The following is a 25,449-nucleotide window of genomic DNA, read 5'->3' as shown; positions in this document are numbered from 1 at the left end:
ATGAGTCTCGAAAGTGATGTTGCCAACCTGGTAACGCAAACCAATGCTTTGCTCGATTACTTCAAAACCCGAAAGGCCGGTATTGACCAATCGGTGGCCCTCGCCATCGCTGCTGTGCCGAACCTTGAGCGTACCTGGTACGTCAACCAACAGACCGGTGACGACACTGCCGCCGGCACGGCTGCTGCGCCGCTGAAAACCGTCGACAAGGCTGTTGCCAATACCCCGGCGGGCGGCTCTTGCCTGATTCGTCTGCAGGCGGACTACCTGCAGTCGACGGCGATTGTCGCGGCGCAGCGCGTGGTCAACATCATGACCGACACCACCGGCGTCAAACGCAAGCTGACGCTTACTTATCAGACCGATGGCACCTCGGCCTACCTGTCCGGCATCGGCTTGCCAAGCTGGGGGTCTCTCGGCCTGCGCGATATCACGCTGGTTTTGCCGAGTCCGGCCGGCATCGTGCCGACCCCGTCTGGCTCGGCCAACTCACTAATCAAGACCTACAGCGCCTCGATTGTCTCCATGCTGGCCCTGAAGCTGGACTCTTGCGACGTCCAGGCACCTGCCGACTTTGTGGGCTTCCTGATGCCAGGCTCGGCAAACGGCGTGGTGCTGGAGGTGATTTCGACCAGCACCCCGTCCGGCTTTGCCGGCCGCTATGTGATGGGTGTAGCGGGTGGCACTGCGTCCAACACCCTCGGCAACGTCGTCACCAACCTGGCTTCCCTGTAAGGACTTCCACATGCAAAAGCAAAACCTGACGATTACCTACGGTGACACCGTCTTCAACGGCTTCAACTTCGAGGCCCTGCCGCTACCTGCAGCCCTGCAGGTGGCCGTCCAGCAAATCGACCTGACCGCCGACCAGGCGCGGGCCAGCGTGGTGGGTGACGCGCTGCGGGTGGTCGAGTACGAAATGGCCGAGAGCGAGGCCAAAGCCTTTCAGGTCGCTGGCTTCGAGGGTGAGGTGCCTTTGACCGTGCAGGCTACGGTCGACGCCGAGGGTGTCACCCCGCAGCAGGCCGCTGAAAGCATTCTGAGCGAGGCCGCGACTTGGCGTGCCGCGTTGTGCCAGATCCGCGCTGCGCGGCTGAAAGGCAAGCAGGCGGTGCTCAAGGCTGGCAGTCATGCGGAGGCAGAGGTCTATGCCGACACGGCTATCAACGCCATCCGTGCGAGCGTGCCCGGCGTCGTCTGACCCTCTTCCCGCATTCCCTTGAGCGCCCCGATATCGGGGCGTTTTCGTTTCTGTTGGGCCGCCGCGTGCGGCCCTTTCTTTTGGAGTTATCCCATGGCTGGATTCTTTCACGGCGTTACCGTAACGAACGTCGACACCGGCGCGCGCAATGTCTCGCTGCCGTCTTCCTCGGTCATTGGCCTGGTCGACACCTTCACCGAGGGCGCAGGCGCCACGGCCAAGATTGGCGATCTGGTGTTGCTCACCAACGACCGGGAGGCCGTCGCCGCATTCGGCGCCACTGCGGCCATCACCAAGGCCTGCCAGGCCATCTTTGCGCGCTCCAAGGCGGTGATCATCGCTACGGGCGTGGCCAAGGGCGCCGACGCGGCCGCGCAGACTTCCGCGATCATTGGCGGCGTGCAGGCCAATGGCAAGCGTACCGGCCTGCAGGCGCTGCTGGATGGTAAGAGCCGCTTCAACGCTCAGCCCCGTCTGATCATCGCGCCCAAGCACAGTGCGACCCAGGCGGTGGCCACCGCCATGGATTCCATTGCGGCCAAGCTGCGCGCCGTGGCGATCATCGACGGCCCCAACACCACTGACGAGGCGGCCACCACCTACGCCAAGCTGTTCGGCTCCAAGCGCCTCTACATGGTCGACCCCGGCGTGCAGGTTTGGGACGCCACTTCCGGCGCGTCTGGTGCGACCGTAGACGCGCCTGCCTCGGCCTGGGCTGCCGGCGTGTTTGCCTACACCGACAGCGAATACGGTTTCTGGGCCTCGCCATCGAACAAGGAGTTCGTCGGTATCACCGGCACCACCCGCGCCATCGAGTACCTGGACGGCGACGAGACCTGCCGGGCCAACCTGCTGAACAACGCCAACATCGCGACCATCATTCGTGACGACGGCTTCCGCCTGTGGGGCAACCGCACCCTGTCGAGCGATTCGAAATGGGCGTTCGTCACCCGCGTGCGGACCATGGATATGGTCATGGACGCGATTCTGTACGGCCACAAGTGGGCGGTGGACCGGGGCATTACCGCGACCTACATCCGCGACGTGACCGAAGGCCTGCAGGCGTTCATGCGCGACCTGAAAGCCCAGGGCGCAATCATCAACTTCGAGGTCTACGCCGATCCGGTGCTTAACACCGCCAGCCAGCTGGAGCAGGGCAAGGTGTATTGGAACATCCGCTTCACCGACGTCCCGCCGGCGGAAAACCCGAATTTCCGTATTGAAGTCACCAACCAATGGCTGACCGAAGTCCTCGACCAAGCCGCCTAAGGAGCGCATCAAATGGCAATGATTCCCGAAATTCTCGCCAACCTGAACCTGTTCGTGGATGGCATCAGCTTTCAAGGCGATGTCCCGTCCCTGACCCTGCCGAAACTGGCGCTCAAGATGGAAGAGTACCGCCCCGGCGGGATGGATATGCCGATTGAGATGGACGTGGGTATGGAAAAGCTGGAGTCCAGCTTTACCACCACCGGCATGCGCAAAGAGGCGTTGAAGTTCTTCGGCCTGGCCGACGGTAATGCCTTCAACGGTGTTTTCCGTGGCTCGCTCAAGGGTCAGAAAGGCGAAACCAAGGCCGTCATCGTCACGCAGCGCGGCACCCTAAAAGAGCTGGATATGGGCGACTGGAAGCCGGGCGACAAGGCCGAGCACAAGCACGGCATTGCCCTGACCTACTACAAGCTGGAGGTCGGCGGCGAGACTATTTACGAGATTGATCCGGCCGGCATGAAGCGCGTTATCAACGGCGTCGACCAGTTGGCCAGCCAGCGCCGCGACCTCGGCCTGTAACCCTCTGCAACCTTTCCGCATTTCTTTCCGATTCAAGGATACCGAGTCATGAGCAAGCCCGCCCCGAAGTACCTCAAGCTGACCGCTGAGAGCGTCACTGTGACCCTGACCAAGCCAACCGAGATGAACGGCATCAAGGTTGACACCATCACCCTGCGCGCGCCGACTGTGCGCGACATGCGCATTTCCAGCCAGACCTCAGATGGCGACGACGAACAGCGCGAGCTGAACCTGTTCGCCTCCCTGGCCGAGGTCGGCGTCAAAGACCTGGAGGGCCTGACCTACAAGGATTACAACCGCGTCTCGACCGGTTACACCTTTCTGGTGCGAGAAGACGAACTGTAATCCCGAGAGCATGAAGACGGCCGCCAAGCGACTGGCGGCCGAACTGAATTTCTCGGCCGAGGAAATCATGACCATGCCGTATGCCGACGTGGTCTGGTGGCTTACAGACTGAGCTTGCATAGGGGGCTCCGATGGCAAGCAAACTAGCGTTAGCGCTGGTGATCGGCGGCACGGTCGCCTCATCGGTAGGCGCCGCGTTCAAGACGGTTGAAAATGGCATCCAGAAGCTGGAGGCCAAGGGCAACCGGGCCAAGGTGCTGAAAAGTACCATTGGCGAAACCATCAAGCTGCGCGAAGAATGGAAGCGCGCGCACGACAGTGGTGCTGCAGGCGCCGACAAGCTGTTACGCAAGCTGGACAGCAATCTTGATGCCCTGCGCAAGCAGGGTGTCGAGGTTGGCCGACTCAGTCGCGAGTATCAGCGCCTGGGCCGAGAGGCGCGAGCTGCCGATCTGCAGGTGAAGGGCCACCAGCAGCTGCAGGCGGGCAAGGATTCGTTCAAGTCAAACATTGGCAAGACGGTGGCGGCCACGGCCGCTGTCGCTGCGCCAACGATGATTAGCGCGAACTACCAGGCGATCATCCGTGACATTGCGATCAAGGCTGACATTGCCAACAAGCCCCAGGAGCAGCAGCTCACCCGGACGGTGATCGATACGGCGGCCGATACTGGCATGGCCCGTAACGGCGTTGCCGACCTGGTCAACCAACTGGTCGGCGCCGGCATGGAGCTGGATAAGGCGCTGTCTTATGCGCCGGTGGCGGCTAAGTTCGCCATCGGTCAAGGCGCGTCGGGTGTTGATACGGCGTCGATGATTCAGGCGCTGGAGCAAAACGCCAAAATCAGCGACCCGAAGGTTATGCAGCAGGCGCTGGAGGCCATCGCCTACCAAGGCCAGGCGGGGAGCTTTGAGGCCAGCGACATGGCCCGATGGTTCCCGCAGCTGCTGGCCAACATGGAAAAAAGCGGCATCACCGGGATAGACGCGGTGACTTCGCTGGGTTCCATGCTGCAGGTGCAGATGAAGACCGCCGGTAGCTCGGACGAGGCCGCCAACAACCTCAAAAACTGGATTGAGAAAATCGGCGCCGGCGATGTGGTCAAGGCCTACAAAGACGCCGGCATTGATTACCAGGGTTCGCTGAATACTGGCCTGCAGAAGGGCATGAACGTCATTGAGGCGTCCATGGCCCTGGCCATGAGATACGTCGAGGCGACCGATCCGGCTAAGGCCAAAAAGATCGAGGCGGCCAAGGCCAACATCGATAAGGAAGTCGACCCGGAGAAAGCCAGGGCCGCGCTGGAGGCTCTGGAGAAAACCCTGCGCACCGGCGATATTTTCGCTGACATGCAGGTCAAGGCGGCGCTGACCGCCTACGGGCAAAACCGGGGGCTGTATGAGGAACTAAAGGCCGACTCTCAAAAAGCCTCGGGCATCCTCGACAAGAACCTGGCGGAGCGCCGTGAAACCTCGGCCCAGCAATGGGCAGAGACGGTCCAGGCGGCCGACGACGCCATGCGCAGCATTGGCGATGCCATCCGCCCGGCCACCGACATGGCGGCCAAGGGGCTGACCGCTGTTGCCCAAGGCATCACGAAACTGTCGGACGGGTTCCCGGCGGTAGTGATGGGCATTGGCGGCGTTGTGGCGGCCATTTTGGCGTTCAAGACGGCGTCCAGTGCGTTCAAAATCGGGCGTGGTGTGCTCAACATCGCGCGCGGCCGCCGGCTGGGGCGTGCCGGTAGTGAAGACAATGTGGCTGCTGACTTGCCCAAAACCGGCAGCAAGGTGGTTGACGCTGGTCTGGATGTATTAGGCAAGGTGTTTGCCCCTCGCTCGACAGGTGCCGAGCCCGCCAATGATCCGGTAGTGGGGGGTAACGATCCGCAGCGCGTGTTTGTGGTTAATGCCGGTGCTTTTAGCAGGATCGGTGGCGCTGTCGGCGATAGCGGCCCTGCCGGGCCAGCTAGGGGTAGTCGCAGAAGTCATCGTCGTGAACGCCGTCGAGCGAAGAAAGGCGAGCCAGCTCGGCCTGCTGTAAAGGCCGACCTGCCTCCGGTACCTGCCGCTAGATCATCGACTCTTCCGGTGGCCGCGACCGTGTTGGCTGAAACCAACGAGCTGGGAAAAGTCGCTCGCTCCGTTCGAGGAGTTGCACGTCTTGCAAGGCGATTGCCTGGCGGCAATGTCGTGGATGCGGGCGCAGCGGCGATCGATGTGGCGCTCAATGCAACGACCAAGGACGAAAGGGCCGAAGGCTACGGCGGAGCCGCTGGCAGCCTGGCAGGAACACTTGCGGGAGCAGCTGCAGGTGCTGCAATCGGTTCGGTTGTACCTGTCATCGGTACCGCTGTTGGCGGCGCTGTTGGTGCTGTGTTGGGCGGCATGGGTGGCGAGTCGTTCGGTGGTTGGCTGGGCAAGCGCTGGTTTGGTGATGAGACGCTCGAAGGGGAGGGCAGGCAGGTTGCCCCCGTGTTAGATGCTGCGGAGCGTGATCACCCCAAATCTGTTTCGCCGGCGGCTACGCCGGTGGTGGTTCCACCTGCAGCGCCACCTGCAGTACGCGTGGCAGCGCCCAATGCAACGCCGGCAGCCCCTGTGGTGGTCGACAACCGGGATCCGGTCGTCGTGCCATCGCCAGCGCCGGCGGCACCCGCTTTGGGTGATGTCGTGCGTGCCCAGGCCAAGCCTGTTGAGGCGGCGACCGCGCCGGTAGTGGTGCCACCTGCAGCGCCTGCAGTACGCGTGACAGCGCCCGAGGCAACGCCTGCAGCGCCAGTGGTGGTCGACAACCGGGACTCGGTCGCCCTGCCATCGCCGGCGCCGGCCGCGCCTGCCTTGGGCGATGCCGTGCGTGGGCAGGCCAAGCCTGTTGCGCCGGCGGCCGCGCCGGTGGTGGTGCCACCTGCGGCCGCGCCTGTAGTACGCGTGACAGCACCCACGGCAACGCCGACAGCGCCTGTGGTGGTGCCACCTGCAGCAGCGCCTGCAGTGCGCGTGACCGCGCCCAAGGCTACGCCGACAGCGCCTGTGTTGGTCGACAGCCGGGGTCCGGTTGTCGCGCCATCGCCGGTGCCGGTTGCTCCCGCCCTGGGCGATGCCATGCGCATCCTGGCCAAGCCTGTTGCGCCGGCGTCCGCGCCGGTGGTGGTCCCACCTGCGTCCGCGCCTGCAGTGCGTGTGACAGCACCGAAGGCAACGCCGACCGCGCCTGTGGTGATCGACAACCGGGATCCGGTCGCCGTGCCATCGCCGGCGTTGGCGGCGCCTGCCCTGGGCGATGGTGGCCAGGCCAAGCCTGTTGAGCCGGTGTCCGCGCCTGCAGTGCGTGTGACCGCGCCCGCGCCCAAGACAACGCCGACAGCACCTGTGGTGGTCGACAACCGGGATCCGGTCGCCTCGCCACTGCCGGCGCCGGCGGCGCCCGCATTGGGCGGTGCAGTGCGCAGCCAGCCCAAGCCCAGCATGCCGGCACCGCGCGAGCCAATGGCCAGGGCGGCACCGGTGGCGCCCCTGGTGCTGGTCACGCCTGCGCCCAAGGCCGCCCAGGGCGTACCCGCTCAAACAGCCCCCCAGCCGGCACCCCGGCTGGATGGGTTGGGCGACGTGGTGCGCGACATGGCGGCCAAGGCGAAAGCGCCGGCACCCCGACTGCCCGAACCGGCCAGTCCGGCCAAGGCGGTTACGGTCAAGCCACCGCCGCCGAAGGTTGAAATGACGTTTACCTTCGCGCCGCATATGCCCGTCACGGTGTATGGGGAGGTCAAGGAGCCCGACCAGGTGGTGCGCGAAATTGAGGCGCCATTGCGTCGTAAGTTCGATGAATGGGCGCGTGAAGTGCAGGCGCGTATTCAATCGGTCCAGCTGTACGACCAACCACACGTTTAAGGAGGGGTTATGCCCTACATGGAGCAGCTGGAATCATCCCTGTCCGGGCTGGTTGCAGCTGGGGAGGCGGGGCGCAAGGGCGTAGACGGCATGCTGTCCCCGCTCAATGGCGCCATTGGCAGCATCACCGGCGCCGCGTCGGAGCTGGAAAACATCCCGTTCGTGGGTGGCGAGGCCGGGGCCAAGCTGGGCCGGATCGTGCGCAGTATCAACGTGGCGCAGTCCCAGGTGGGGCAAGTGGCGTCGACCTATAGCCGAGCCGTCACTGGCGCTGCCCAGGTGCAGGAGCGCCTGGGCACGTTCAAGACGATGGCGGCCAAGGTCACGGCCGAGGCCGGGCGGGTGGCGGGGCTGGTGAGCCCGTCACTGGCCAACATCCTGCCCACGGGCGGGCTGCTGGGTTCGTCCACGCCGCTGCCCGAGGCGGTCGCGCCGTTCCCGCACCTGCTGATCATCCAGCCGCATGACCCGAAAAAGCAGCCGTATTACTTCAACCTGGACACCGCAGCCTTTGACGAATTGCGCCGGCAGGCGTCGTTCCGCTGGGCTGGCCAGGAGCGCCTGCGCCGCAGTGTGGCGCAGCAGGCGGTCGGCCTGGGTGAGGAAAAAATCACGCTCAAGGGCGCGATTTTCCCGCACCACAAGGGTGGCATTAAGCAGCTGGGCGTGCTGCGCAGCATCGGTCGCAACCTGCAGGCGTTGAAGCTGGTCACGGGCTATGGCGAGGTGCTGGGCGACTGGTGCCTGGTGAGCGTGGACGAGGAACAAAGCCACCTGCTGGCCGGCGGCATCCCCCGAAAACAAGGCTTTACCCTGGAGTTTGTGAGCTATGGCAACGACCTGCAGAACGTCTGACGGGGATCTGCTGGATGTGATCTGCCAGCACCATTACGGCAACCTCAACGGCACCGTCGAGGCGGTGCTGGAGGCCAACCCGGACCTGGCCAGGGAGGCGCAGCCGTACCGCGCTGGCCTGCTGATCCAGTTACCCGACCTGTCGGCGCCGGCGGTCGAGCTGCTGCAGCTGTTCGACTGACCCCGCGTTACGCGTAACGAGCCCCGCCCCGTGCGGGTTTTTTTGTTCCTGGAGCAAGCATGAAACCGACGTATCGAATTATCGCGGATAACAAGGACATAACCCCGCTGATCAATGACCGCCTGTTGCTGCTGCGCATATCGGATAAGCCCGGCATGGAGTCGGACGAGTTCGAACTGCGCATTGACGACCGCGACCAGGCTGTTGCACTGCCTGGCCGTGGCGGCCGGGTGGAGGTGCTGCTGGGCTATGAGGGCAAGCCCCTCAAGCGCATGGGCGCCTTTACGGTCGATGAGGTGCAGCTGTCCGGCCCGCCGGACACCCTGACCATTCGCGGCAAGGCCAGCGACATGCGCGGCAGCGGCAAGACCGTGCGCAGCGGCAGCTGGGAAAACGTGCCGCTGTCGCAGATCGTCAACGAGGTGGCCAAGCGCAACGGCTGGGAGCCGGTGTGTCCGGTCACTACCAAGGTCGAGCGCGTCGACCAGCGCAACGAGTCGGACTTTAACTTTGTCACGCGCCTGGCCAGGCAGTACGACAGCACCGCCAAGGTGGCCGAGGGGCGGCTGCTGGTCATGCCCCGGCAGGACGGAAAAAGCACCAGCGGCAAGGCGCTGCAGGTCGTGCCCATCAACAAGACCGATGTAGAGCGGTATCAATTCCGCCTCGGGGATCGCAGCACGCAAAAGGCTGTGAAGACCCAGCACCAAGACCAGAAAACCGGTGTCCTGCAGGTGGTCCAGCTGTACAACGGCGAGGCGCCCAGCGGCCTGCCCCCGGTCCATACCGACCGGCATATCTACCCCAACAAGACCGCCGCCGAGCAGGCCGCCAAGGCGCGCCTGGCAGCGTTCAACCGCAGCACCGCCAGTGTGCGCCTGGAAATGGCAGGGCGTACTGACCTGTTCGCGGAATGCACGATCAACGCCCAGGGCTTCAAGGTCGGCCTGGATGGCGAGTATCTGGTGGACAGCGTCGAGCAGACGTTTACCCAGTCCGGGTGGACCACGACGATGGAGTGCAACGGCGGCAAGAAGGGCAAGGCGAAGGCCTCGGGCAAGAAGAAGAAAGACGACACCAAGCCGCTCAAGGTTGAGCAGCTCTAATCCCCTCGGCCACTTTCGGCCCTCACTGGAGAAACCCATGGCTATCTCAGTTCAACAGTTGCAACAGATCCTCCCCAACGCCGGCCGCAAAGCCGGCGTTTTTGTTCCTGGTCTCAACGCGACAATGGGCAAGTACTCGATCATCACGCCCAGGCGTATGGCGGCGTTCCTTGCCCAGGTCGGTCATGAGTCTGGCCAGCTGCTGTATGTGCGTGAGCTCGGTAACGACGCCTACCTGGCCAAGTACGACACCGGTCGCTTGGCGGAGCGCCTCGGCAACACGCCGCAGGCAGATGGTGATGGCCAGCGGTACCGTGGCCGTGGGCTCATTCAGATCACTGGGCGCGACAACTACGAAGCCTGCAGTGAGGCATTGTTCGGTGACAGTCGATTGCTCAATACCCCGGACCTGCTCGAGCAGCCGGTCTATGCGTCGCTGTCGGCCGGCTGGTATTGGCAGCGCGCGGGCCTTAACACCCTCGCTGACAAAGTGGCTAGCGCCGATGACTCGGTTTTCGAGTCGATCACTCGCCGCATTAATGGTGGCCTGAATGGCTTGAAAGATCGCCAGGCTCTCTACAAGCGAGCGCTTGAGGTGCTGCAGTAATGTTGCTGAATTGGCGTATCGCCTTGTTAGCTGCTGCGCTCGGGCTCTATGTCGGTGGCCGAGCTGCCTGGGTGTGGCAGGCCAGCGAGTACGGTCGGCAGCTTGCTGATCAGTCGGCTGATTACATTCGGCAATTGGCTGATAAAGATCGAGCCTATGGTCGCGAGCGTGAAGAAGCTGCAGCTGCTGCCTTGGATCAGTTGGCGGAGCAGAAGGCTCAGCGACAGGCACTGGAAGCGCGCCTGCAGGAGCAGGGCAAAACACATTGGCAGGAGATGAACGATGCTCAAAAAACTCAAGCTCGCCTGCGTGACAGGCTTGCTACCGCTGATCTGCGGTTGTCAGTCCTTGTCGACGCCGGAGCCTTTGCCGCCCCGGGTTGTGACGGTGGGGTGCGAGAAACCACCGGCACCGGAAGCCTGGTACATGGCGCCGTACGCGCCCAACTTGACCGAGCGCATGCTCAACGAATTGTCGCCATCACCGACTACGGCGACCGGGGGCTGATCGCACTGAAGGCCTGTCAGGCCTACGTCCGCGAAGTCTCCAAATAGTAAAGAGGCGAGCCGGGAGGATGCGTCAACATCCAGCCCGGCCCACCGAACCCGCAGACCCTTCCTGCAAGTCCAGCCGCAGCCTCTGCCTTGTGCACAAAGCGCGGCGAGCCTAACACCTGTTTATCCATACAGTAAAGACTTGCATACCTATGACCTCTCCAATCATTCCCTGGATGGGTGGCAAACGCCGCCTGGCCGACCGCTTGATCCCACTCTTTCCCCCACATGAATGCTATGTGGAAGTCTTCGCCGGCGGTGCCGCGTTGTTCTTCATGCGTCCCCAGCCCGCCCCGGTGGAGGTGCTGAATGATCTAAACGGTGACCTGGTCACCCTCTACCGCGTTGTGCAAAACCATCTGGAGGAGTTCGTGCGCCAGTTCAAATGGGCGCTCAGTTCCCGACAGATCTTCGAGTGGCAGAAAATGACACGGCCGGAGACGCTAACCGACATCCAGCGTGCTGCCCGGTTCTTCTACCTGCAGCAGCACGCTTTCGGTGGGAAGGTCACTGGCCAGACATTCGGCACCGCCACCACGGGACCGGCTATCAATCTGTTGCGTATCGAGGAGAATCTTTCCGCTGCGTGGCAGCGCCTCGCTGGTACCTACGTCGAGAATCTTTCCTGGCTCGACTGTGCTGAACGGTACGACCGGGCGCATACGTTCTTCTACATGGATCCACCTTACTGGCAGACAGCCGGCTACGGCGTAGACTTCTCCTTCGAGGAGTACGAGTGCATGGCCGACTTTATGCGCCGTTGCAAGGGTAGGGTGATGGTCAGCATTAACGACCACCCGGATATCCGCCGAGCGTTTGAGGGTTTCCATTTCCAGTACCTGGATATCCGTTACAGCAACACGAACCAGCGGCAGGGCAAGGCTGAAGTGACCGCTGAGCTGGTGATCACGAATTGGGAGCCGGCATCACTAGGCGGCTTGTTCTGAGCCCGTTTTAGGATCGTTTACAGCGCGCGTCGCCAGCCAAGTTGGCCAGTCGGTCGCTGGCGACCTTGTTGGGTAGATATCCAATAATTCATGGGAGGCTCCTTTTTCCAGAACCAATTTTTCTCTAGCTGACGAATTTTAAAACGGATTTGAGTTTTTTAATTTGGCTCTGAATATTTTCTGCTTCGGTGTTTAGTGAGATAAAAGCGATTGCGTCCTCTGCTGTTTTGTATCGAAATGGGTTGCTGATGAAGAACTGAAGTGCGTGTTCAAAGAATCGACATAGTTGAAATAATTTCAGTTCGATGTTTGTGGGGCGTTTTCCTCCATGGATATGGTGGTTTCTAGCGAGGCGTAATGAGCGCAGTATAGATCTTTGCAGATGTGTTTCTCGATAAAAGAACGACAGTCTTCTAATTAGGGTTTCAGTGTCATCTGTTGCCAGAAGCTGCTCGATGGCAACCCATAGCTTTAAAAAGCGAAGTTCGGTATCTTTTGAAGCTAACGCGTTGCTGTAGTTGAGAAGAGCTTTCTCTACGTGGTCGCTGAAAGTAAGTCTTGCGATTTGTCTAAATCTTTTTTGTGTGTGGGAAATGGTGTTTTTATAATTCTTTAAGCTTGTCGGTTGTCTTGGTTCGTAGTCTGTATTTATCCATATGGCCTCCTGATGGCAGCTGCCTGACCTGAGGTGCAATGTCTGAAGTTTTCCTTGGTCTATGGCTAATTTCGAAGGGTATTTTCCCTCGTTGCTTATAGCGAAAAAGTTAATGTTTTTTTTAAAGCCCAACTGCATGAGTCCAGATAGTATGGCTAGTGCATCGTTGGCTTTCGCGACAGCGGACTCTGGGCTCTTAGCGTTGGTGAATATGATGGCGTAGGCCAGGTCTGTATGGTCTTCTATTGTTTCTTGCTGTTCTTGAAGAGCTCGAGTCCTACTTTTTAAGTATTTCTTTGGAAGGCTGTTTGTGATTTTTATTCGGCATTCGTTTGTGTGAAACTGCGGGAAGGTATAGATGTTTTTCAGTTGAATTGTAGTGACAAGTGTGAATTGCTTGTCGTTTAATTGGGTGTGGCATAGTTTATCGAATTCGGTGAGAATTCGATTGTGCTCGTTTGATTTTTTTGCGGCGTACACGTTTAGGATGGACTGCCTGAAAAGTCTGAATGCAGTGTTGTTATCGAGCAAGTGATGGTGTTCGATTAAGCCGAAAAGACCATCGAAGAAAAACTCTGCAGCTATCTGATAGCCAACCCTTCCGTCAGAATTGATGGACAATAGTTGCATGGTTTCGGCTATCAGTTCGGCTGGTGTGCCTTTAATCCATTTTGATTTCATTAGGGGCTCGCGTGAGTCATTTACAGGTGCGGTCTGTTACTTCCGGAGGCGTGCTATTCCAGATGATATCGCCTCAGCATGGATGTCGAGGGTCGTTAGGGCGGCCATCACGTTTTCATGAATGTTGACTGAGCCGCGATGGCTCACCCACAGCGAAAGCTCCTCCAGCGCTGCTCTAATGGCGACCTGGTTCAGAAACAACAGCTCAAAGGTGTCGGCTGTGGTCGAGGCTTGTTCATCCATGAGCGTGCTCCAGATTCGAGAATTCTTAGGGCAAATTTAGGGCAAATTCTAGGGCGTTTCAGGCCTAAACGGGCCATCTGCCAATGCCATAGTAGCCGGTCATGCTGGCCTGCGGCGGCCTATTGAGAGCGTCGGGCGGGTTCAAATCCCTATCCTTGGTGGGGGGATGGATCAGTGCAGGTGAGACTTAGAGCGGTATTTCTAGATGAGGCGATCAAGTCGCGCCCGCATCTGGACTACCCCCCAGTTATTACCTGGTCTGCCTTGATCGTCCACTATGAAAGCGTTCCTGACCCGTTCCGGGACCTGAAGGTCAGTGAGTTTGTCGAGCCCGGCTGATGTGAGTTGGGGGTTATTTGCCAGTACCAAGGCACATAGCCCTTCCATTGCGCGGTCACGTTTCATCGACAAACTCCTTTCGCCAGCTTGAGGATCATAGCCCGTGAAGACGCCCCTCCTGTCAACCACGATCAGTGGCTAGCTCGGTGCCCGTAGGGCAGGAAAATCCGTGGGGCAAAAATGGGGCAAGCCGTACGCCGTTCCATGCCAAATCATGCCCATCTAACCACTGATACTCAGGTAAAAAAAAGCGCCCAAGTCCCTATTTATTGGGGCGTGGGCGCCTTTTCTTATTCATGCTTAAGCACAATCAGGATGTGCATTGCGTAGCCTGAGCGGGGTGTTGAATTAAATAGAATTAACGAATTCGACTATGTGGGTAAAGTCTTCAGTGGATGTATGATTGCTTAATCGTTCGCAAGCTTCATCAATTAGTCGGATAAACTCACGTGCGTCCGAGAAGTAGTTTCTGAATGCAAGGCGAACCTCTTCGCTGGAATCTGCACGGACGAGTACAATATCCTTGTCAGGCATTTGTTTTTCTAAATCAAATAATGCTCGCAGAGCGTCAGGAGCATCTCGATAGCTTTTTACTTCCAATTCGCCGGTTTCAGAAAATATCAAGATTGTATTGCGTTTATCTGATATTTGACTTTTAACTTGGTTAAGGCCCCTGAGGGTTTGCAGGAGTGAGAGCTCATGATCAACTTTAAGAAACTCTTCCAGAATTTCTCTGTCGGTGAGGTCTGGAAAGGGGCCTTTTAGTCCTTCATGCGCGCGTGCCAGCATTTCGCTAGCGAGGGCCATGGCATGCTCGTAACGCTTATCGCCTTCTTGAAATTTGGGCTGGCTCTCTGTAATAAAGCCAATTACCTCGACAGCGGTAGCCCAAGCATGCTGCACCAAGGTTCTATACTGGATTTCAATATAAAGCCCAGCAAGATTCTGGCCGGCTATTGAGTTGACATCATATTCATAAACGTCATGAATACCTCGGTAGCCTGTGTTTTTCGGGAAGAGAAGGTAGTTGTATTTTTCTTCGTTGTTTCTACGTTTGTGCTTGAATCGAGCTTTGTGAAATCCTTCTCTGAAAGAATTAAGTTCTTCGACGCTCTTGAAGATTAAACGGCAGCCCGCAACATCATCCATTCTGGCGAGATTCATGCTCGGGAAGCGTCTCAGCTTATTGAAGATGGTGTTTTTTCGCTTGTGCCTTTGCGCCACGGTTATATCCGTGTGTTTAGTTCTGGTGCGCAAGATTGCCTGAAATGTGTTCAAGACACCACGATGAGCTGCTCGCCAAGTTTCGATGATATCGAGGTCTTCCTTGGTAGCACTTTTGTCCCGAACACAATTCCCAGCCTTGTTGACTCGAGACTTGGAGCCTCCAGGGTAAACCGCCTCTTTTGTCATGCTGATATCCTCGTGTCCGATCAGCCTGACGTTATCAGCATGACGCCGCTTCGGCAACGAGCATGGAATTGGGTACTTGGTGAGATAGTCCCGCCATTTCCAAGGGGGGTGGTACAAATTTGGTACGGGTCGTTAGGTTACCTCCTGGATGCCCCGAAATTCAGGCCCTGCAAGTAGAGTGCGCCCAATCCATCATAGGTGCAACGCTGAAGCGGCGTGACGGCTCAGGGCGCGTGGTTGTTGGGTTAGAGCCTGTATTAGCGGTCATATCGTTCAACGTTTTCGGTACCGGATGCTGGATTTTGGGGCGTAGCAGCAAATTGCTGGGGGCGGCTTAGCAAATGCTGGCAACAAAAAGGATCTGCGCTTGCCCTGGGTGTTGGCTAGTTTACCAAGACAGCTTGGTATCCGTCTGGTAACAGGTCGACCGCTCGCTCTACGGCCAACATGCGCTTGTAAGTCAAATTGATCCACGCGTGTAGACGTTAGCTAGACGTGCCGGTACCGTCGCTGTGTGGAGATCGCTCCACAGCTATGAGAAATAGTCATGTCGGCTCAAATCAACGAGGGTGATAAGCCCGTACCGATCAACATGCGAGTGGATACCAAGAGACGCAGCCTGATCGATGCGGCGGTAGAGCTGCTGGAAACGGACAGAACCAGCTTCATCCTGGATGCTGCCTGCCGGCGAGCAGAAGAGGTGATCATGGACCGTCAGGTTTATCTTCTCAGCGACGAAGCCTTCGACCGCTTTGAGCAGGCACTGGTGCAGAACGCGTTAAAGGATAACAAGTGCCTAGAGAAGGTCATGTCGAAACCCGCCCCGTGGAGCTGAGCAAGCCCCTTCGTCGGCGATTCTGGTTCATCCGCTTGATTAACCGCTTGGCGATTTCTATGCCCGCAAGGCCGGTTTTGCTCGCTGTCCCGATTTTTCGCCGCTGACCATGATGTTGTCCTAGCGCTAGGGGCGCAGCAAGCGAGCAGGCCGTGGCCTGCCGCCAAGGCGAACCTTGGCCTACTTCAGCGGTACATAGATATCCGTTTCCCACTGCTCCAGCGGCGTTTCCGGATACACGCTCAAATAATGGAAGAACAACGGATGGTCGCGCAGTTCTTCATTGCTCGACGGCAACCAGTCCCGGTACAGCGGGTAGATGGTTTCGCCAATGTAGTCAGGCGAGCCGCTATGCCGAATCACGGCACAACGGCTCGCCGGTATAACCCGTTCATGCACACCGAATTCATTGGGCTGCACAGCCTCGTCCATCTCCCCACAAACGGCGAAGCGAAAGGCGTGGGGAGGGGTGGTGTCGGGGTTGTCGTAGGGGATGCCGAAGGTGCGGCTGCTGGCCACCGGCGACTGGCCGCTGTTTATGCGCCATTGGCGAAAACGCGCAACGCTTTCACCGACCAGGCTGGGCGGCCCTCGGTGTTCGAGCGCGGCCACGCGGGTTTCGGCGAACTCGACTATACGGATCTGCATGGTGATACTCCTGCAAAGGCGTGGAACAACGAATACCGCACTCCATGCCTGCCAATTCGGCGCCTTGGCGAACACGCTCGGCGCCATGCCGAACGCACGCTTGAACGCTCTGGAAAAGGCTTCGGGGCTTTCGAAGCCGGCGCCGAATGCGGCGTCCAGAACGGGTGTTGCGGGCGAGGCGACCAGCTGGTGCGCCGCACGTCGAAGCCTCATCAGTTGCACATACCGTGAAACCGGAACGCCCATGTATGCCGTGAACTGCCGGTGAAAGTGAAACGCCGAAAAGTTGGCGATGCGGCTCAGGGCATTCACCGACAGGTCACCTTCGAGGTGGCTGTCGATGTAGGCAAGCACGGCTTCGAACCGTTTTGCATAGGCAGGGCTGTGCTGTGAGTCAGTCAACGAGCGAAGTCTCCGGAAGGTGCGGTGAGCGCTAGCATCCGTTGTTCAGGCATCGAGGTGCCTAGCCGTGATTGCTCTGTTGCGGATTATCCTGACGCTACCGTGGATGGCAGCGCCGTTGCATTGAGCTCAGAGGTCAACTGATCTGTTCTTGCAATCAGACGGGATGAGCGGAAAGCACCAAGGGGCAGCAGAGTCGACGTGCAGATGTTTCTGCTTCTTGGGCAGGAACGGTGTATCAAGCGTGCCCAGTGCTATCGAAACCCAGTCGGCAAACTCACCTTCAGAGCGTGACCAGAACAAGGTCGAGCCGCACTCTACGCAAAATTCCCGCACCACCGTCGGCGAAGACGCATAGGTCTTGATACTGGTGGCGCCACGAAGGATGCGCAGCATGCTGCGCGGAACGCTGCCGTATGAAGCGAATGCTGCCCCGTGGCCTTTGCGGCACTGGCTGCAATGGCAGTGGCTCACAGCTTTTGGCGTGGTAAGCAGCAGGTAACTGACCGCTGCGCACAAGCAGCTTCCTTGGTATGCCTCTTTCACTGGCGCTTCCGTGCAGGTGGAAAACGCCAGCGTAACCGCCCCGGCGTGATCAGTCGACCGTGGCACGCCTGTACACCTGCTTCGCTGTCAGCACGGTATCGATAACGAGCATGCAAAATTATTGTTGAGCCGGTGCATCCAGAACGGCACCCCGATGGGTAGTTCTTATCAGGCAGTCGGTGATTGCCTGACCCATGACCCCCACGGAGTTCGCCCCATGATCATCAAGCCCGCTTTCTCCCTGCTCGCCGCCTGCCTTGTACTGGCATCTGCACCCGCCCATGCCCAGTCGGGCGTCCCGGAGGCGGTCAAGGTTCCCGATGGCCACGCCATCATGCTGGAAACCGTCGGTGTCGGTGAGATCACCTACGAATGCCGCGACAAGGCAAATGCGCCAGGCCAGACGGAGTGGATCTTCGTCGGCCCCAAGGCGGTGCTCAATGATCGCAGCGGCAAACCTGTAGGTGACTATTTTGGTCCTCCGGCCACCTGGCAGGCCAAGGACGGTTCGAAAGTGACCGGCACCCAGCTTGCCGTCGCCCCGGCGGCCAAAGGCGATATCCCGTATCAACTGGTCAAGGCCAACCCTGCCGAGGGCAAGGGCGCGATGCAAGGGGTCAGCTACATCCAGCGCCTGGCGACGCGCGGTGGCGTAGCGCCTTCTGTGGACTGTACGGCGCAGAGCAAAGGCGCGCAGCAGATGGTCAAGTACCAGGCGGACTACGTGTTCTGGTCCGCCAAGTGACGAGGGCTTGAGCGGCACACCAGCGATTGATCATCTACGCTGCTGGACGTGCCCCAGGCCGCTAAGCCAGGGCACCGTCCAGGTTTCATGATGAAGGAACGCTCCATTTTGAATTCGCCCGTTGTTCCATTTGATTTCGAGGGCTGTCTTGCCGCTTGTGCCCAAGGAGACCGCCACGCCTTGCAGGCGCTCTATGAGCATGAGGGGGCACGTTTGCTGGGCGTCGCACGGCGCATCGTGCGCGATCAGGCGAGCGCGGAGGACATCGTTCACGATGCCTTTGTGCGTATCTGGACACGTGCTGCCAGCTATGACCCATCGCGCGGTTCAGCCCGAGGCTGGGTGTACAGCATCACCCGTCACCTGGCGCTGAACTTCGTGCGTGACGGCCGCTGGGAAACCGACCTGGGCGAGCCTGGCATGATCGCGGCTGTAACCTTGGCCCCGGAGCTGGACGACCTGCAACTGTGGTCAGGTTCGGCGAAAATCTATCGCTGCCTTGAGCAACTGCAACCCTCTCCCCAGCGTTGCATCCTGCATGCGTATGTGGACGGTTGCAGCAATGCCGAAATCGCAGCCCTGCTGGGTGCGCCGTTGGGCACCGTGAAGGCATGGATCAAGCGAAGCCTGAAGGCCCTGCGGGAGTGCATGACATGAAGCGTACCCCAGGTGATGACAGCGCCGAGGACCTGGACGACCTGGCAGCCGAGTATGTGCTGGGTACCTTGAGTGGCGAGCAGCGTGCTGCCATGCAGGACCGTTTGAAAACGGAGCCGGCCGTACGAGCCGCGGTTGATGCCTGGGAGGCGCGACTGCTCGAACTGACCACGCAGGTTGAACCCATCACGCCAAGCCACCGCTTGTGGGGCCGGATCGAGCGCAGCCTTGAAGAGGCTTACCCGCCCAGGCATCCACGCGCTGGCTGGTGGCAGCGGCTTGGACTCTGGCAGGGCTTGAGCGCTGCGGGGCTTGCAGCGAGCTTGCTTCTGGCCTTTGCGCTGTTGACCAAGGCGCCGCCTGTGACCACCTACATGGTGGTGCTCGTAGCGCCGTCGGGCCAGGCTCCGGGGTGGGTAGTGCAGGCCAACGATGCGAGCATGATCGAACTGATCCCGCTTGGCGTGGACGATGTGCCCGAAGGCATGACTTTGCAGTTCTGGACCAAGGGCGAGCAGTGGCGCGCACCTGTTTCGCTGGGGTTGGTCAAACCGGGCGAACAGTACCGCGTGCCGCTGAGGCGCTTGCCTGCGCTTGAGCCGAACCAGTTGTTCGAGCTGACCCTTGAGAAAGCGGGGGGCTCTCCTACTGGTGCTCCAACAGGCCCGGTCAAGTTCATCGGCCGCGCAGTGAAAGTAATATGACGTAGGCGGGCCCAGGCAATACTGATTCGCTTGGCTGACCGATGACTCCAGCTTTAAAGTCAACTCAGGGTCGATAGCATTTTCAGGGTGGGCTATGAGAATAGGTGAACTGGCGAAGATCAGCGGATTGGCGCCGTCACGCATCCGCTTCTACGAGGCAAGCGGCTTGATCAGCTCTGTCGAGCGCAAAGCGAATGGCTACAGTGACTACGCGCCTGATACCCAGTGGGTTCTGCAGATCATCACCGGGGCGCAGGCGGCGGGTTTTTCATTGGACGAAATCCGCCAACTGATGCCGATGAATGCCAGCGGCTGGCAGCACGATGAGTTGTTCAGCGGCCCTCGGCGAGCGCGCAGGGTTCACTGGCGTGGAAATCCACGCTGCCCATGGCTATTTACTGAGCCAGTTCCTGTCGCCGTTGACCAACCAGAGGACGGACGAGTGGGGCGGGGCTCTGGAAAACAGGGCACGCCTGTTGCTCGAAATCGTCAAGGCGGTCAGGGCTGTGGTTTCTGCGGATTTTGCAGTGGCGGTCAAGCTCAACTCGGCTGACTTCCAGCGCGGAGGCTTCACCGCCGATGACGCGAAAAGGGTAGTTGGGTGGCTCAACGACCTGGGCGTGGATATGGTGGAGTTGTCGGGAGGCAGCTACGAAGTACCGGCCATGCAAGGTGAAGCGCGCGATGGCCGTACCCTGGCTCGCGAAGCATATTTCGTCGAGTTCGCCCGTGATATCCAGACCGTCGCCAGGATGCCGGTGATGGTCACCGGCGGTATACGTCGCCGCCCGGTAGCCGAAAGCGTCGTGCAGCGTGGTGTGGACATGGTGGGCATCGGAACCGCGTTGGCCATCGACCCGCATTTGCCTCGTGACTGGCTGCAGGGCAAGGACACTGCCCCGCAATTGCCGCCGATCACCTGGAAAAACAAGGCCCTGGCAGCCTTGGCGAACATGGCAGTAGTGAAGTACCAATTGCGCAAACTCAGCCGAGCTAAAAAGCCCGACCCGAGTGTTTCACCAGTACGCGCGCTGATCTTGCAACAGCTCTCCATGGCCGTTCGTACTCGCCAGTATCGGAGATGGATAGAAAAGGCTTCGCATAATGGGCTGGGAGACGTAGGGTGAGCATGCCCTGGAACACTCCCCGATGACCTCAGAATGCGACTGACCTGCGGTGCTCAGCGGTTGCCACCACCCTGCCGCGCTTGAGTACCATCAGCCGTGTCGGCAGGTCGAGAATGACATCGGCCACAGCCCGGCAATCCACCATCACCAGGTCGGCATCATTGCCCACCGCCAAACCGTGGCGTTTCAAGCCCAAGGCTTTGGCAGGGTTTGTCGTGAGCATCGACAACACGGTGGCCTGATCATCCGCGCCGCCCAAGTGGCACGCGGGAATGGCCAGTTGCGCAATGTGCAGCAGGTCGCCAGTGCCATACGGTGTGAATGCGTTGCGGATGTTGTTGGTGGCCAGGCAAACCGTGACACCGCCGTCGCGCAGTGCACGCACCGGTGTCAGGGTGCGTCTGACATTGTGACTGTCACCCCGAGCCCCCAGGTGCAGGTCGGTGGCGGGCAGGCACATCACGCTGATGTCGGCCTCACGTAGCAACGCAATCACCTGTGCCTGTCGCGCTGGCGAGGCGGCGGCCAGGCTGGTCAAATGCCCAACGCAGACCCGTCCCTGGTAGCCTTCGGCAATGGTTCGACGTGCCACGTACTCGATGGTCATGTGCTCGGCGTCATCGGCGAAGTCCTGGTGCAAGTCGATGTCTTTGCCGTAGCGCTTGGCCAAGTCAAAGACGAAATCAATGTGCTCCAGCGGCGACACGTCGTTGTAGGGAATGCCGCCCACCACATCGGCGCCCATCTCCATTGCCTGGGCCATCATGGCCTGCATGCCAGGCAGCTTGAGAATGCCTTCTTGCGGAAAGGCCACGACCTGGATGTCGATCACCTCTCGGAACTGCTCGCGCAACTCCAGCACCACTTCGAGCCCGGTGAAGCCTTGGGCGGGGTCGAACTCGGCATGGGCACGTACATGCGTGGTACCGGCCTGAACCAGTGCGCGCAGCACCTGGATCGAACGTTCGCGGATATCCTCACGGGTCAGTGTGGGCTTCAGTTCGGCGGTGACGGCGATCGCTTCCTTCAAGGTGCCGGAACGGTTGGCCTTGCGGTGCATCACGTTGGCTTTTTCCAGGTGCAGGTGGCCTTCGACAAACCCGGCAACAAGCACTTTGCCGTCGCCTTGGATTTCGTGCGCTGCGATGGTGGCGATGTGTTGCGCGATCTCGGCGATTTTGCCTGCTTGCACGGCCACGTCTACCAGTGGCTGGGCGTCGTCAATGCGTACATTGCGAAAGATAAGGTCCATCAACTTCAGTCCTCATATAGAGTGCTGCCGCGCTGCGAAGGCCGGGCTCAGTTATTCGAGCAGCCATTGCCCATCACGCGGTACTCAAGCACATGCTCATTGCCTTGGGAGTCTTCGTACGTCATGCGAGCGGGTACCACCTCGCAGACATCAGGTACCTGGCTCATGGAAATGACGCGAGCGATATCGAGGTGCCGGGAGTAGCTGTATTGTTCAACCGGTGCCTGCTCGACCTGATGCTCGACGTCGGTCGCCATCGCCACGTTGCACAGCCCGCCTAGTATCAATGCGAACAACGCTTTCATTTTTGATCACCTTCAGGTTGGGGCTCGGCCGCAACATTGCGGCCGAGCCCATGTGTTGCGGCCAGATCAGAACGGTTTGGTGGGCAGGTATTTGCCATCCAGGGTGATCACCGCGCGCGAGCCACCCTCGGGGTCTTCGACTTTCTGGATGTCCAGCTTGAAATTGATGGCACTGATGATGCCGTCGCCGAACTTTTCATGAACCAGCGCCTTCAAGGTGGTGCCGTACACCTGCAACATCTCGTAAAAGCGGTAGATGGTCGGGTCGGTCGGGACGCCATTTTGAATGCTGCCGCGCAGTGGCACGGTCTGCAGCAGTGCAATGCCGTCCGCGTCGAGGCCGAGCTTGTCACCCACCACCTGGGCGGCGCTCGCCGGCAACGGGTGCTGGCCCAGCAGTGCTGCGGTGACGAACGCTTCGGACAAGCCGGTGCCTTCGGTGATCTGGGAGAACGACAGGTCTTTGCGGGCTTTGGCCAGAAGGATGACTTCGCTCAGGGCAAGGCGGGCGTTCTGGCTGATTTGCGATTGGATCATGGTGTTTCTCCTTGGTTGAAAAATACTTAGGCAACACGCTTGGGTTGATGGGAAACGGCGTGTACTTCGGGGTTGTGGGCGAGGGATACGAATGTGCCTGTACCGCCATCGAAGGCCTCGATCAGCCCGCTTTCGATGTCGTAGATCCAGCCATGCAATGTCACGCGGCCTTCTTCCAGGGCCAGGCGCACCGAGGGGTGGGTCTGGATGTTGGCAAGCTGGGCGATCACGTTTTCGCGCACCATGGCCTCGACCTTGGCCTGCGGGCCGAAATGGTTGCGGGCTTCGTTTACCACTCGTGCGGATTCGGCGTAGCGCAGCCAGCCGGCCACTGCGGGCATGTGGTCCAGGCATTTGCAGGTGGCGATGGCCGTCATGGCACCGCAATCGGAGTGGCCGCAGATGACGATGTCGGAAACCTGCAGGGCCGCCACGGCGTATTCCACCGAGGCCGATACGCCTCCAGGCTCGGGTCCGTAGGACGGCACGATGTTGCCTGCATTGCGGATGACGAACAGGTCTCCGGGTTCACGCTGGGTGACCAGCTCCGGCACCAGGCGGCTGTCGGAACATGAGATGAACAAAGCACGTGGGCTCTGCTGGCTGGCCAGGTCCTTGAACAGTTTGACGCGCTCGGGGTAGGCCTCTTTCTGGAACTTCAGAAACCCGTCGATGATGTCTTTCATGGTTGACTCCTTGAATGACGCGATGTGTTGAAGCAAAGGTTACGCAGGCCTTTCAATAAGGTAAAAGTCTGATTTATGATCTGGTAGATCAGATAATCTTATAGGTGCGTCCATGCTTGCCCGACACATCCAGTACTTCATCGCAGTGGCAAACCATCGCAGTTTCACGCGCGCTGCAGCGGCCTTGCATGTCTCTCAACCGGCCTTGTCGCAGCAGGTCCGGCAGCTGGAAGAGAGCCTCGGCACAACGTTGTTCGATCGCTCCGGCCGCACCACGCGGCTGACGGATGCCGGCGAGGTGTATCTGCGCTATGCCAAGCGGGCCGCGCAAGAACTGCAGGAGGCAAAGCGAGCCATTGATGACCTCGGCGATCTGAGCCGCGGGTCACTTAGGGTGGGGGTAACACCGACATTCACCAGCTATCTCGTTGGCCCGCTGGTTGAAGCGTTCCATGGCCGCTACCCGAACATCACGCTGGTGGTGCGAGAGATCGCCCAAGAGGCGATGGAAGAATTGTTGTTGGCCGACGAGGTTGATGTGGGCATAGCGTTCGACAACGGCCATCATCTGGACCTGGAGGCCCAAGCGCTCTTGGTCGAAACCCTCGCGCTGGTGGTAGGCAAGCAGCATCCCCTCGCCACGACGGCCAGTATTGGCCTGGAGGCGTTGAACTCAGAATCGTTGATACTCTTGAGCGCCGAATTTGCCACGCGTGAGCAGATCGACAGCTACTGCCGCCAGCACAACATTCGCCCTCACGTACAAGTGGAAGCCAATACCATCAGTGCGCTTATCGAAGTGGTCAGCAGGACCACGCTCTCGACCTTGTTGCCGGCCACCATCGCCCAGGCTCACGAGCAGCTGGTCGCTATCGAGCTTGACCAGCAGCGCTTGCAGCGCACTGCTGTTCTGATGCAACGAAGAGGGGGTTACCAAACGGCTGCAGCGAGAGCCTTTGTCGAACTGGCGATGAAAGTGGCCAAGCAACTTGAGGCGCCCGGCTGCTCCGCCCGGTTGATGTAGAAGGGCGCGATTGACTGCTATCGACCCATAGAGGCCATCCGATGTGGGCCGCTAGCGGCCCAAGTCCGCATTAGAGATCGTCATTGTCGGTGAATTTTAATCTGAAGCCCTTCATCCTCATGTGGCGCTCGAAAGTAGCTAGTGATCAGATCGAACTCCGCGTCAGTCGCCGCAAACTCATGCTCACCACGGTGGTTGCGAAGATGCAACCTTTCTCGACAGGTGTCATCGTCCACCTCGATGTAGTGGACGCAATGTGAAACCTCGGCTGCGTCAGCCAGGTTGCGCAGCCATAGTCGATCTTGAGGAGTATTTGCAGGTAAATCCAAAACGACAGTCACTCCAGCCCGAAGAAGATCGATGACGAGCGGGCCCAGCACCTGCCGAATCTGGTGCGCAAGACGCACATAGTCGTTTACTGACTTAATCTGTTCAGGGTATAGCCGTGAGAGCCAATGATCCTCACTCAGCAGAACCGTCGATACTTCAACTGCCAAGCTTTTGGCTAGCGTTGACTTACCGGATGCAATTTTTCCTGAGATGAGATGCAGCACTGGCTTGGGCATAGAGACTCTCCTTGTCGAACCCCGATGATGCTCATTGAAAAGCACCGAAGCAATCACCGAGCATTCACACGTCCGCTCTCGTTCGAAAGAGGTCACTATCAGATGATGGATTTGGCCATTTCCGACGTTCCAGTCCAACCGCTCTGCTCATAGACCGGTTTACCCGTCTGGGTGGCATGCAGGACAGCGAAAGTGATTCCTCGGCGAGCGAACTCGGCGTCAGCAGCTTGCATTAATGCCGAAGCTAAACCTCGGCGGCGATAGGCCGGCTCGACGAACACATTCAACACATACCCACGCTTATCCAGGGTTGGGTGCGATGGATGGGGAGGCCATTCAATACTCATCAAGGCAATGGTTGCGACGGTTGATCGCCATCCAGGAGTTTGAATCCGTAATACCTGCCGTCACCGAGCCGCTTCTACAACCATGGGCGAAAGTGCTGAGTCATGATCTGTAGTTCTTCAGGATTTCCACCCGCCTCAAGAAACATCTCCTGGCGATGTGAGCAGATCATTTCTATGTCAAAGGGCCCAACACGCCGGCACTCCAGACCGCAAATTTCTACACATCCTTGTAGTTCGATCATCGTTTATCCAACGTCCGT

At 59.3% G+C, this 25,449-nt stretch carries 27 protein-coding genes and 4 pseudogenes; 19 read left to right on the top strand and 12 right to left on the bottom strand.

The window, feature by feature from the left end; translation table 11 throughout:
- The 12 genes from SB756_RS24055 (at position 1) to SB756_RS24000 (ending at position 11,477) form a co-directional block, all read left to right on the top strand.
- On the top strand, positions 1–735 hold the full coding sequence (locus SB756_RS24055; protein WP_410912157.1) for a hypothetical protein: 735 nt from the start codon (positions 1–3) through the stop codon (positions 733–735).
- A gap of 10 nt (positions 736–745) precedes the next feature.
- Positions 746–1,201: a hypothetical protein gene (locus SB756_RS24050; protein ID WP_410912155.1), complete on the top strand. Its 456-nt coding sequence runs from the start codon at positions 746–748 to the stop codon at positions 1,199–1,201.
- A gap of 93 nt (positions 1,202–1,294) precedes the next feature.
- Entirely contained in the window at positions 1,295–2,470 is a 1,176-nt protein-coding gene (locus SB756_RS24045; protein ID WP_410912153.1) for a phage tail sheath subtilisin-like domain-containing protein, read from the top strand.
- A 12-nt stretch (positions 2,471–2,482) separates the two neighbouring features.
- The gene (locus SB756_RS24040; RefSeq protein WP_070087228.1) at positions 2,483–2,992 is read left to right on the top strand and encodes a phage major tail tube protein; all 510 of its coding nucleotides are present in this window, start codon (positions 2,483–2,485) and stop codon (positions 2,990–2,992) included.
- Positions 2,993–3,040: 48 nt separating this feature from the next.
- On the top strand, positions 3,041–3,337 hold the full coding sequence (locus tag SB756_RS24035; protein WP_338799593.1) for a phage tail assembly protein: 297 nt from the start codon (positions 3,041–3,043) through the stop codon (positions 3,335–3,337).
- A 131-nt stretch (positions 3,338–3,468) separates the two neighbouring features.
- Positions 3,469–7,227: a phage tail tape measure protein gene (locus SB756_RS24030; RefSeq protein WP_410912151.1), complete on the top strand. Its 3,759-nt coding sequence runs from the start codon at positions 3,469–3,471 to the stop codon at positions 7,225–7,227.
- Between the two features lie 9 nt (positions 7,228–7,236).
- Positions 7,237–8,082: a phage tail protein gene (locus tag SB756_RS24025; RefSeq protein ID WP_410912149.1), complete on the top strand. Its 846-nt coding sequence runs from the start codon at positions 7,237–7,239 to the stop codon at positions 8,080–8,082.
- On the top strand, positions 8,057–8,263 hold the full coding sequence (locus SB756_RS24020; protein ID WP_232858798.1) for a tail protein X: 207 nt from the start codon (positions 8,057–8,059) through the stop codon (positions 8,261–8,263). The genes SB756_RS24025 and SB756_RS24020 overlap by 26 nt, the downstream gene beginning before the upstream one ends.
- 59 nt (positions 8,264–8,322) lie before the next feature.
- The gene (locus SB756_RS24015; protein WP_410912147.1) at positions 8,323–9,369 is read left to right on the top strand and encodes a phage late control D family protein; all 1,047 of its coding nucleotides are present in this window, start codon (positions 8,323–8,325) and stop codon (positions 9,367–9,369) included.
- Between the two features lie 37 nt (positions 9,370–9,406).
- Entirely contained in the window at positions 9,407–9,976 is a 570-nt protein-coding gene (locus SB756_RS24010; protein WP_410912145.1) for a glycoside hydrolase family 19 protein, read from the top strand.
- On the top strand, positions 9,976–10,530 hold the full coding sequence (locus tag SB756_RS24005) for a lysis protein (RefSeq protein ID WP_410912143.1): 555 nt from the start codon (positions 9,976–9,978) through the stop codon (positions 10,528–10,530). Before SB756_RS24010 ends, SB756_RS24005 begins: the two co-directional genes overlap by 1 nt.
- 152 nt (positions 10,531–10,682) lie before the next feature.
- Positions 10,683–11,477, top strand: coding sequence for a DNA adenine methylase (locus tag SB756_RS24000; protein ID WP_410912141.1), 795 nt, complete (start codon positions 10,683–10,685; stop codon positions 11,475–11,477).
- Positions 11,478–11,601: 124 nt separating this feature from the next.
- On the opposite strand, the gene SB756_RS23995 is transcribed toward SB756_RS24000, so the two are convergent.
- From SB756_RS23995 to SB756_RS23980, 4 genes and pseudogenes are all read right to left on the bottom strand, one after another.
- Positions 11,602–12,813: a hypothetical protein gene (locus tag SB756_RS23995; protein WP_410912140.1), complete on the bottom strand. Its 1,212-nt coding sequence runs from the start codon at positions 12,811–12,813 to the stop codon at positions 11,602–11,604.
- 36 nt (positions 12,814–12,849) lie between these two features.
- Positions 12,850–13,056, bottom strand: a complete 207-nt coding sequence (locus tag SB756_RS23990) for a hypothetical protein (protein ID WP_039613446.1) — start codon at positions 13,054–13,056, stop codon at positions 12,850–12,852.
- Between the two features lie 687 nt (positions 13,057–13,743).
- Complete coding sequence (locus SB756_RS23985) at positions 13,744–14,808, bottom strand: (p)ppGpp synthetase (protein ID WP_410912139.1); 1,065 nt, start codon at positions 14,806–14,808, stop codon at positions 13,744–13,746.
- A 166-nt stretch (positions 14,809–14,974) separates the two neighbouring features.
- Positions 14,975–15,076: pseudogene (locus SB756_RS23980) on the bottom strand (tRNA dihydrouridine(20/20a) synthase DusA); the annotation flags it as partial.
- 279 nt (positions 15,077–15,355) lie between these two features.
- On the opposite strand from SB756_RS23980, the gene SB756_RS23975 reads away from it, so the two are divergent.
- Positions 15,356–15,643, top strand: coding sequence for a DUF1778 domain-containing protein (locus tag SB756_RS23975; protein ID WP_341798062.1), 288 nt, complete (start codon positions 15,356–15,358; stop codon positions 15,641–15,643).
- A gap of 180 nt (positions 15,644–15,823) precedes the next feature.
- On the opposite strand, the gene SB756_RS23970 is transcribed toward SB756_RS23975, so the two are convergent.
- Positions 15,824–16,693 carry a GyrI-like domain-containing protein gene (locus SB756_RS23970; RefSeq protein ID WP_341798063.1) on the bottom strand — a complete coding sequence of 290 codons (870 nt, stop codon included), beginning with the start codon at positions 16,691–16,693 and terminating at the stop codon, positions 15,824–15,826.
- Positions 16,694–16,822: 129 nt separating this feature from the next.
- The gene (locus SB756_RS23965; protein ID WP_410912137.1) at positions 16,823–17,239 is read right to left on the bottom strand and encodes a GFA family protein; all 417 of its coding nucleotides are present in this window, start codon (positions 17,237–17,239) and stop codon (positions 16,823–16,825) included.
- A gap of 217 nt (positions 17,240–17,456) precedes the next feature.
- On the opposite strand from SB756_RS23965, the gene SB756_RS23960 reads away from it, so the two are divergent.
- The 5 genes and pseudogenes from SB756_RS23960 to SB756_RS23940 all read left to right on the top strand — a co-directional run.
- On the top strand, positions 17,457–17,984 hold the full coding sequence (locus SB756_RS23960) for a DUF3455 domain-containing protein (RefSeq protein ID WP_341798065.1): 528 nt from the start codon (positions 17,457–17,459) through the stop codon (positions 17,982–17,984).
- A 108-nt stretch (positions 17,985–18,092) separates the two neighbouring features.
- Positions 18,093–18,641 carry a sigma-70 family RNA polymerase sigma factor gene (locus SB756_RS23955; protein WP_410912135.1) on the top strand — a complete coding sequence of 183 codons (549 nt, stop codon included), beginning with the start codon at positions 18,093–18,095 and terminating at the stop codon, positions 18,639–18,641.
- Complete coding sequence (locus SB756_RS23950) at positions 18,638–19,345, top strand: anti-sigma factor domain-containing protein (protein ID WP_410912133.1); 708 nt, start codon at positions 18,638–18,640, stop codon at positions 19,343–19,345. Before SB756_RS23955 ends, SB756_RS23950 begins: the two co-directional genes overlap by 4 nt.
- A 94-nt stretch (positions 19,346–19,439) precedes the next feature.
- Positions 19,440–19,685, top strand: a pseudogene (locus SB756_RS23945) (MerR family transcriptional regulator); the annotation flags it as partial.
- Positions 19,678–20,472: pseudogene (locus SB756_RS23940) on the top strand (tRNA-dihydrouridine synthase); the annotation flags it as partial. The pseudogenes SB756_RS23945 and SB756_RS23940, both read left to right, overlap by 8 nt.
- Before the next feature lie 28 nt (positions 20,473–20,500).
- Here the strand turns inward: SB756_RS23940 and SB756_RS23935 are convergent.
- From SB756_RS23935 to SB756_RS23920, 4 genes are all read right to left on the bottom strand, one after another.
- Positions 20,501–21,724, bottom strand: a complete 1,224-nt coding sequence (locus SB756_RS23935) for an amidohydrolase family protein (RefSeq protein ID WP_410912131.1) — start codon at positions 21,722–21,724, stop codon at positions 20,501–20,503.
- A gap of 47 nt (positions 21,725–21,771) precedes the next feature.
- Entirely contained in the window at positions 21,772–22,029 is a 258-nt protein-coding gene (locus tag SB756_RS23930) for a DUF2790 domain-containing protein (protein ID WP_061203827.1), read from the bottom strand.
- A 66-nt stretch (positions 22,030–22,095) separates the two neighbouring features.
- Positions 22,096–22,566: a cyanase gene (gene cynS, locus SB756_RS23925; RefSeq protein WP_174369959.1), complete on the bottom strand. Its 471-nt coding sequence runs from the start codon at positions 22,564–22,566 to the stop codon at positions 22,096–22,098.
- A gap of 26 nt (positions 22,567–22,592) precedes the next feature.
- Positions 22,593–23,252, bottom strand: a complete 660-nt coding sequence (locus SB756_RS23920; protein ID WP_410912129.1) for a carbonic anhydrase — start codon at positions 23,250–23,252, stop codon at positions 22,593–22,595.
- Positions 23,253–23,364: 112 nt separating this feature from the next.
- Between SB756_RS23920 and cynR the strand changes: the two genes are divergently transcribed.
- Positions 23,365–24,276 (top strand): transcriptional regulator CynR, encoded by a 912-nt coding sequence (gene cynR / locus SB756_RS23915; protein ID WP_410912127.1) that lies wholly within the window; start codon positions 23,365–23,367, stop codon positions 24,274–24,276.
- A gap of 80 nt (positions 24,277–24,356) precedes the next feature.
- Here cynR and SB756_RS23910 read toward each other — a convergent pair whose 3' ends face one another.
- Positions 24,357–24,842, bottom strand: a complete 486-nt coding sequence (locus SB756_RS23910; protein WP_410912125.1) for an AAA family ATPase — start codon at positions 24,840–24,842, stop codon at positions 24,357–24,359.
- A 98-nt stretch (positions 24,843–24,940) separates the two neighbouring features.
- Positions 24,941–25,431 (bottom strand): annotated as a pseudogene (locus tag SB756_RS23905) (GNAT family N-acetyltransferase).
- Positions 25,432–25,449: the final 18 nt, after the last annotated feature.

Origin of the sequence: Pseudomonas sp. SIMBA_068 (assembly GCF_046534705.1) — a bacterium.
Classification (GTDB): domain Bacteria; phylum Pseudomonadota; class Gammaproteobacteria; order Pseudomonadales; family Pseudomonadaceae; genus Aquipseudomonas; species Aquipseudomonas putida.
The sequence above is the reverse complement of the archived record's forward strand: the minus strand, read 5'-3'. Positions and strand labels throughout refer to the sequence as shown.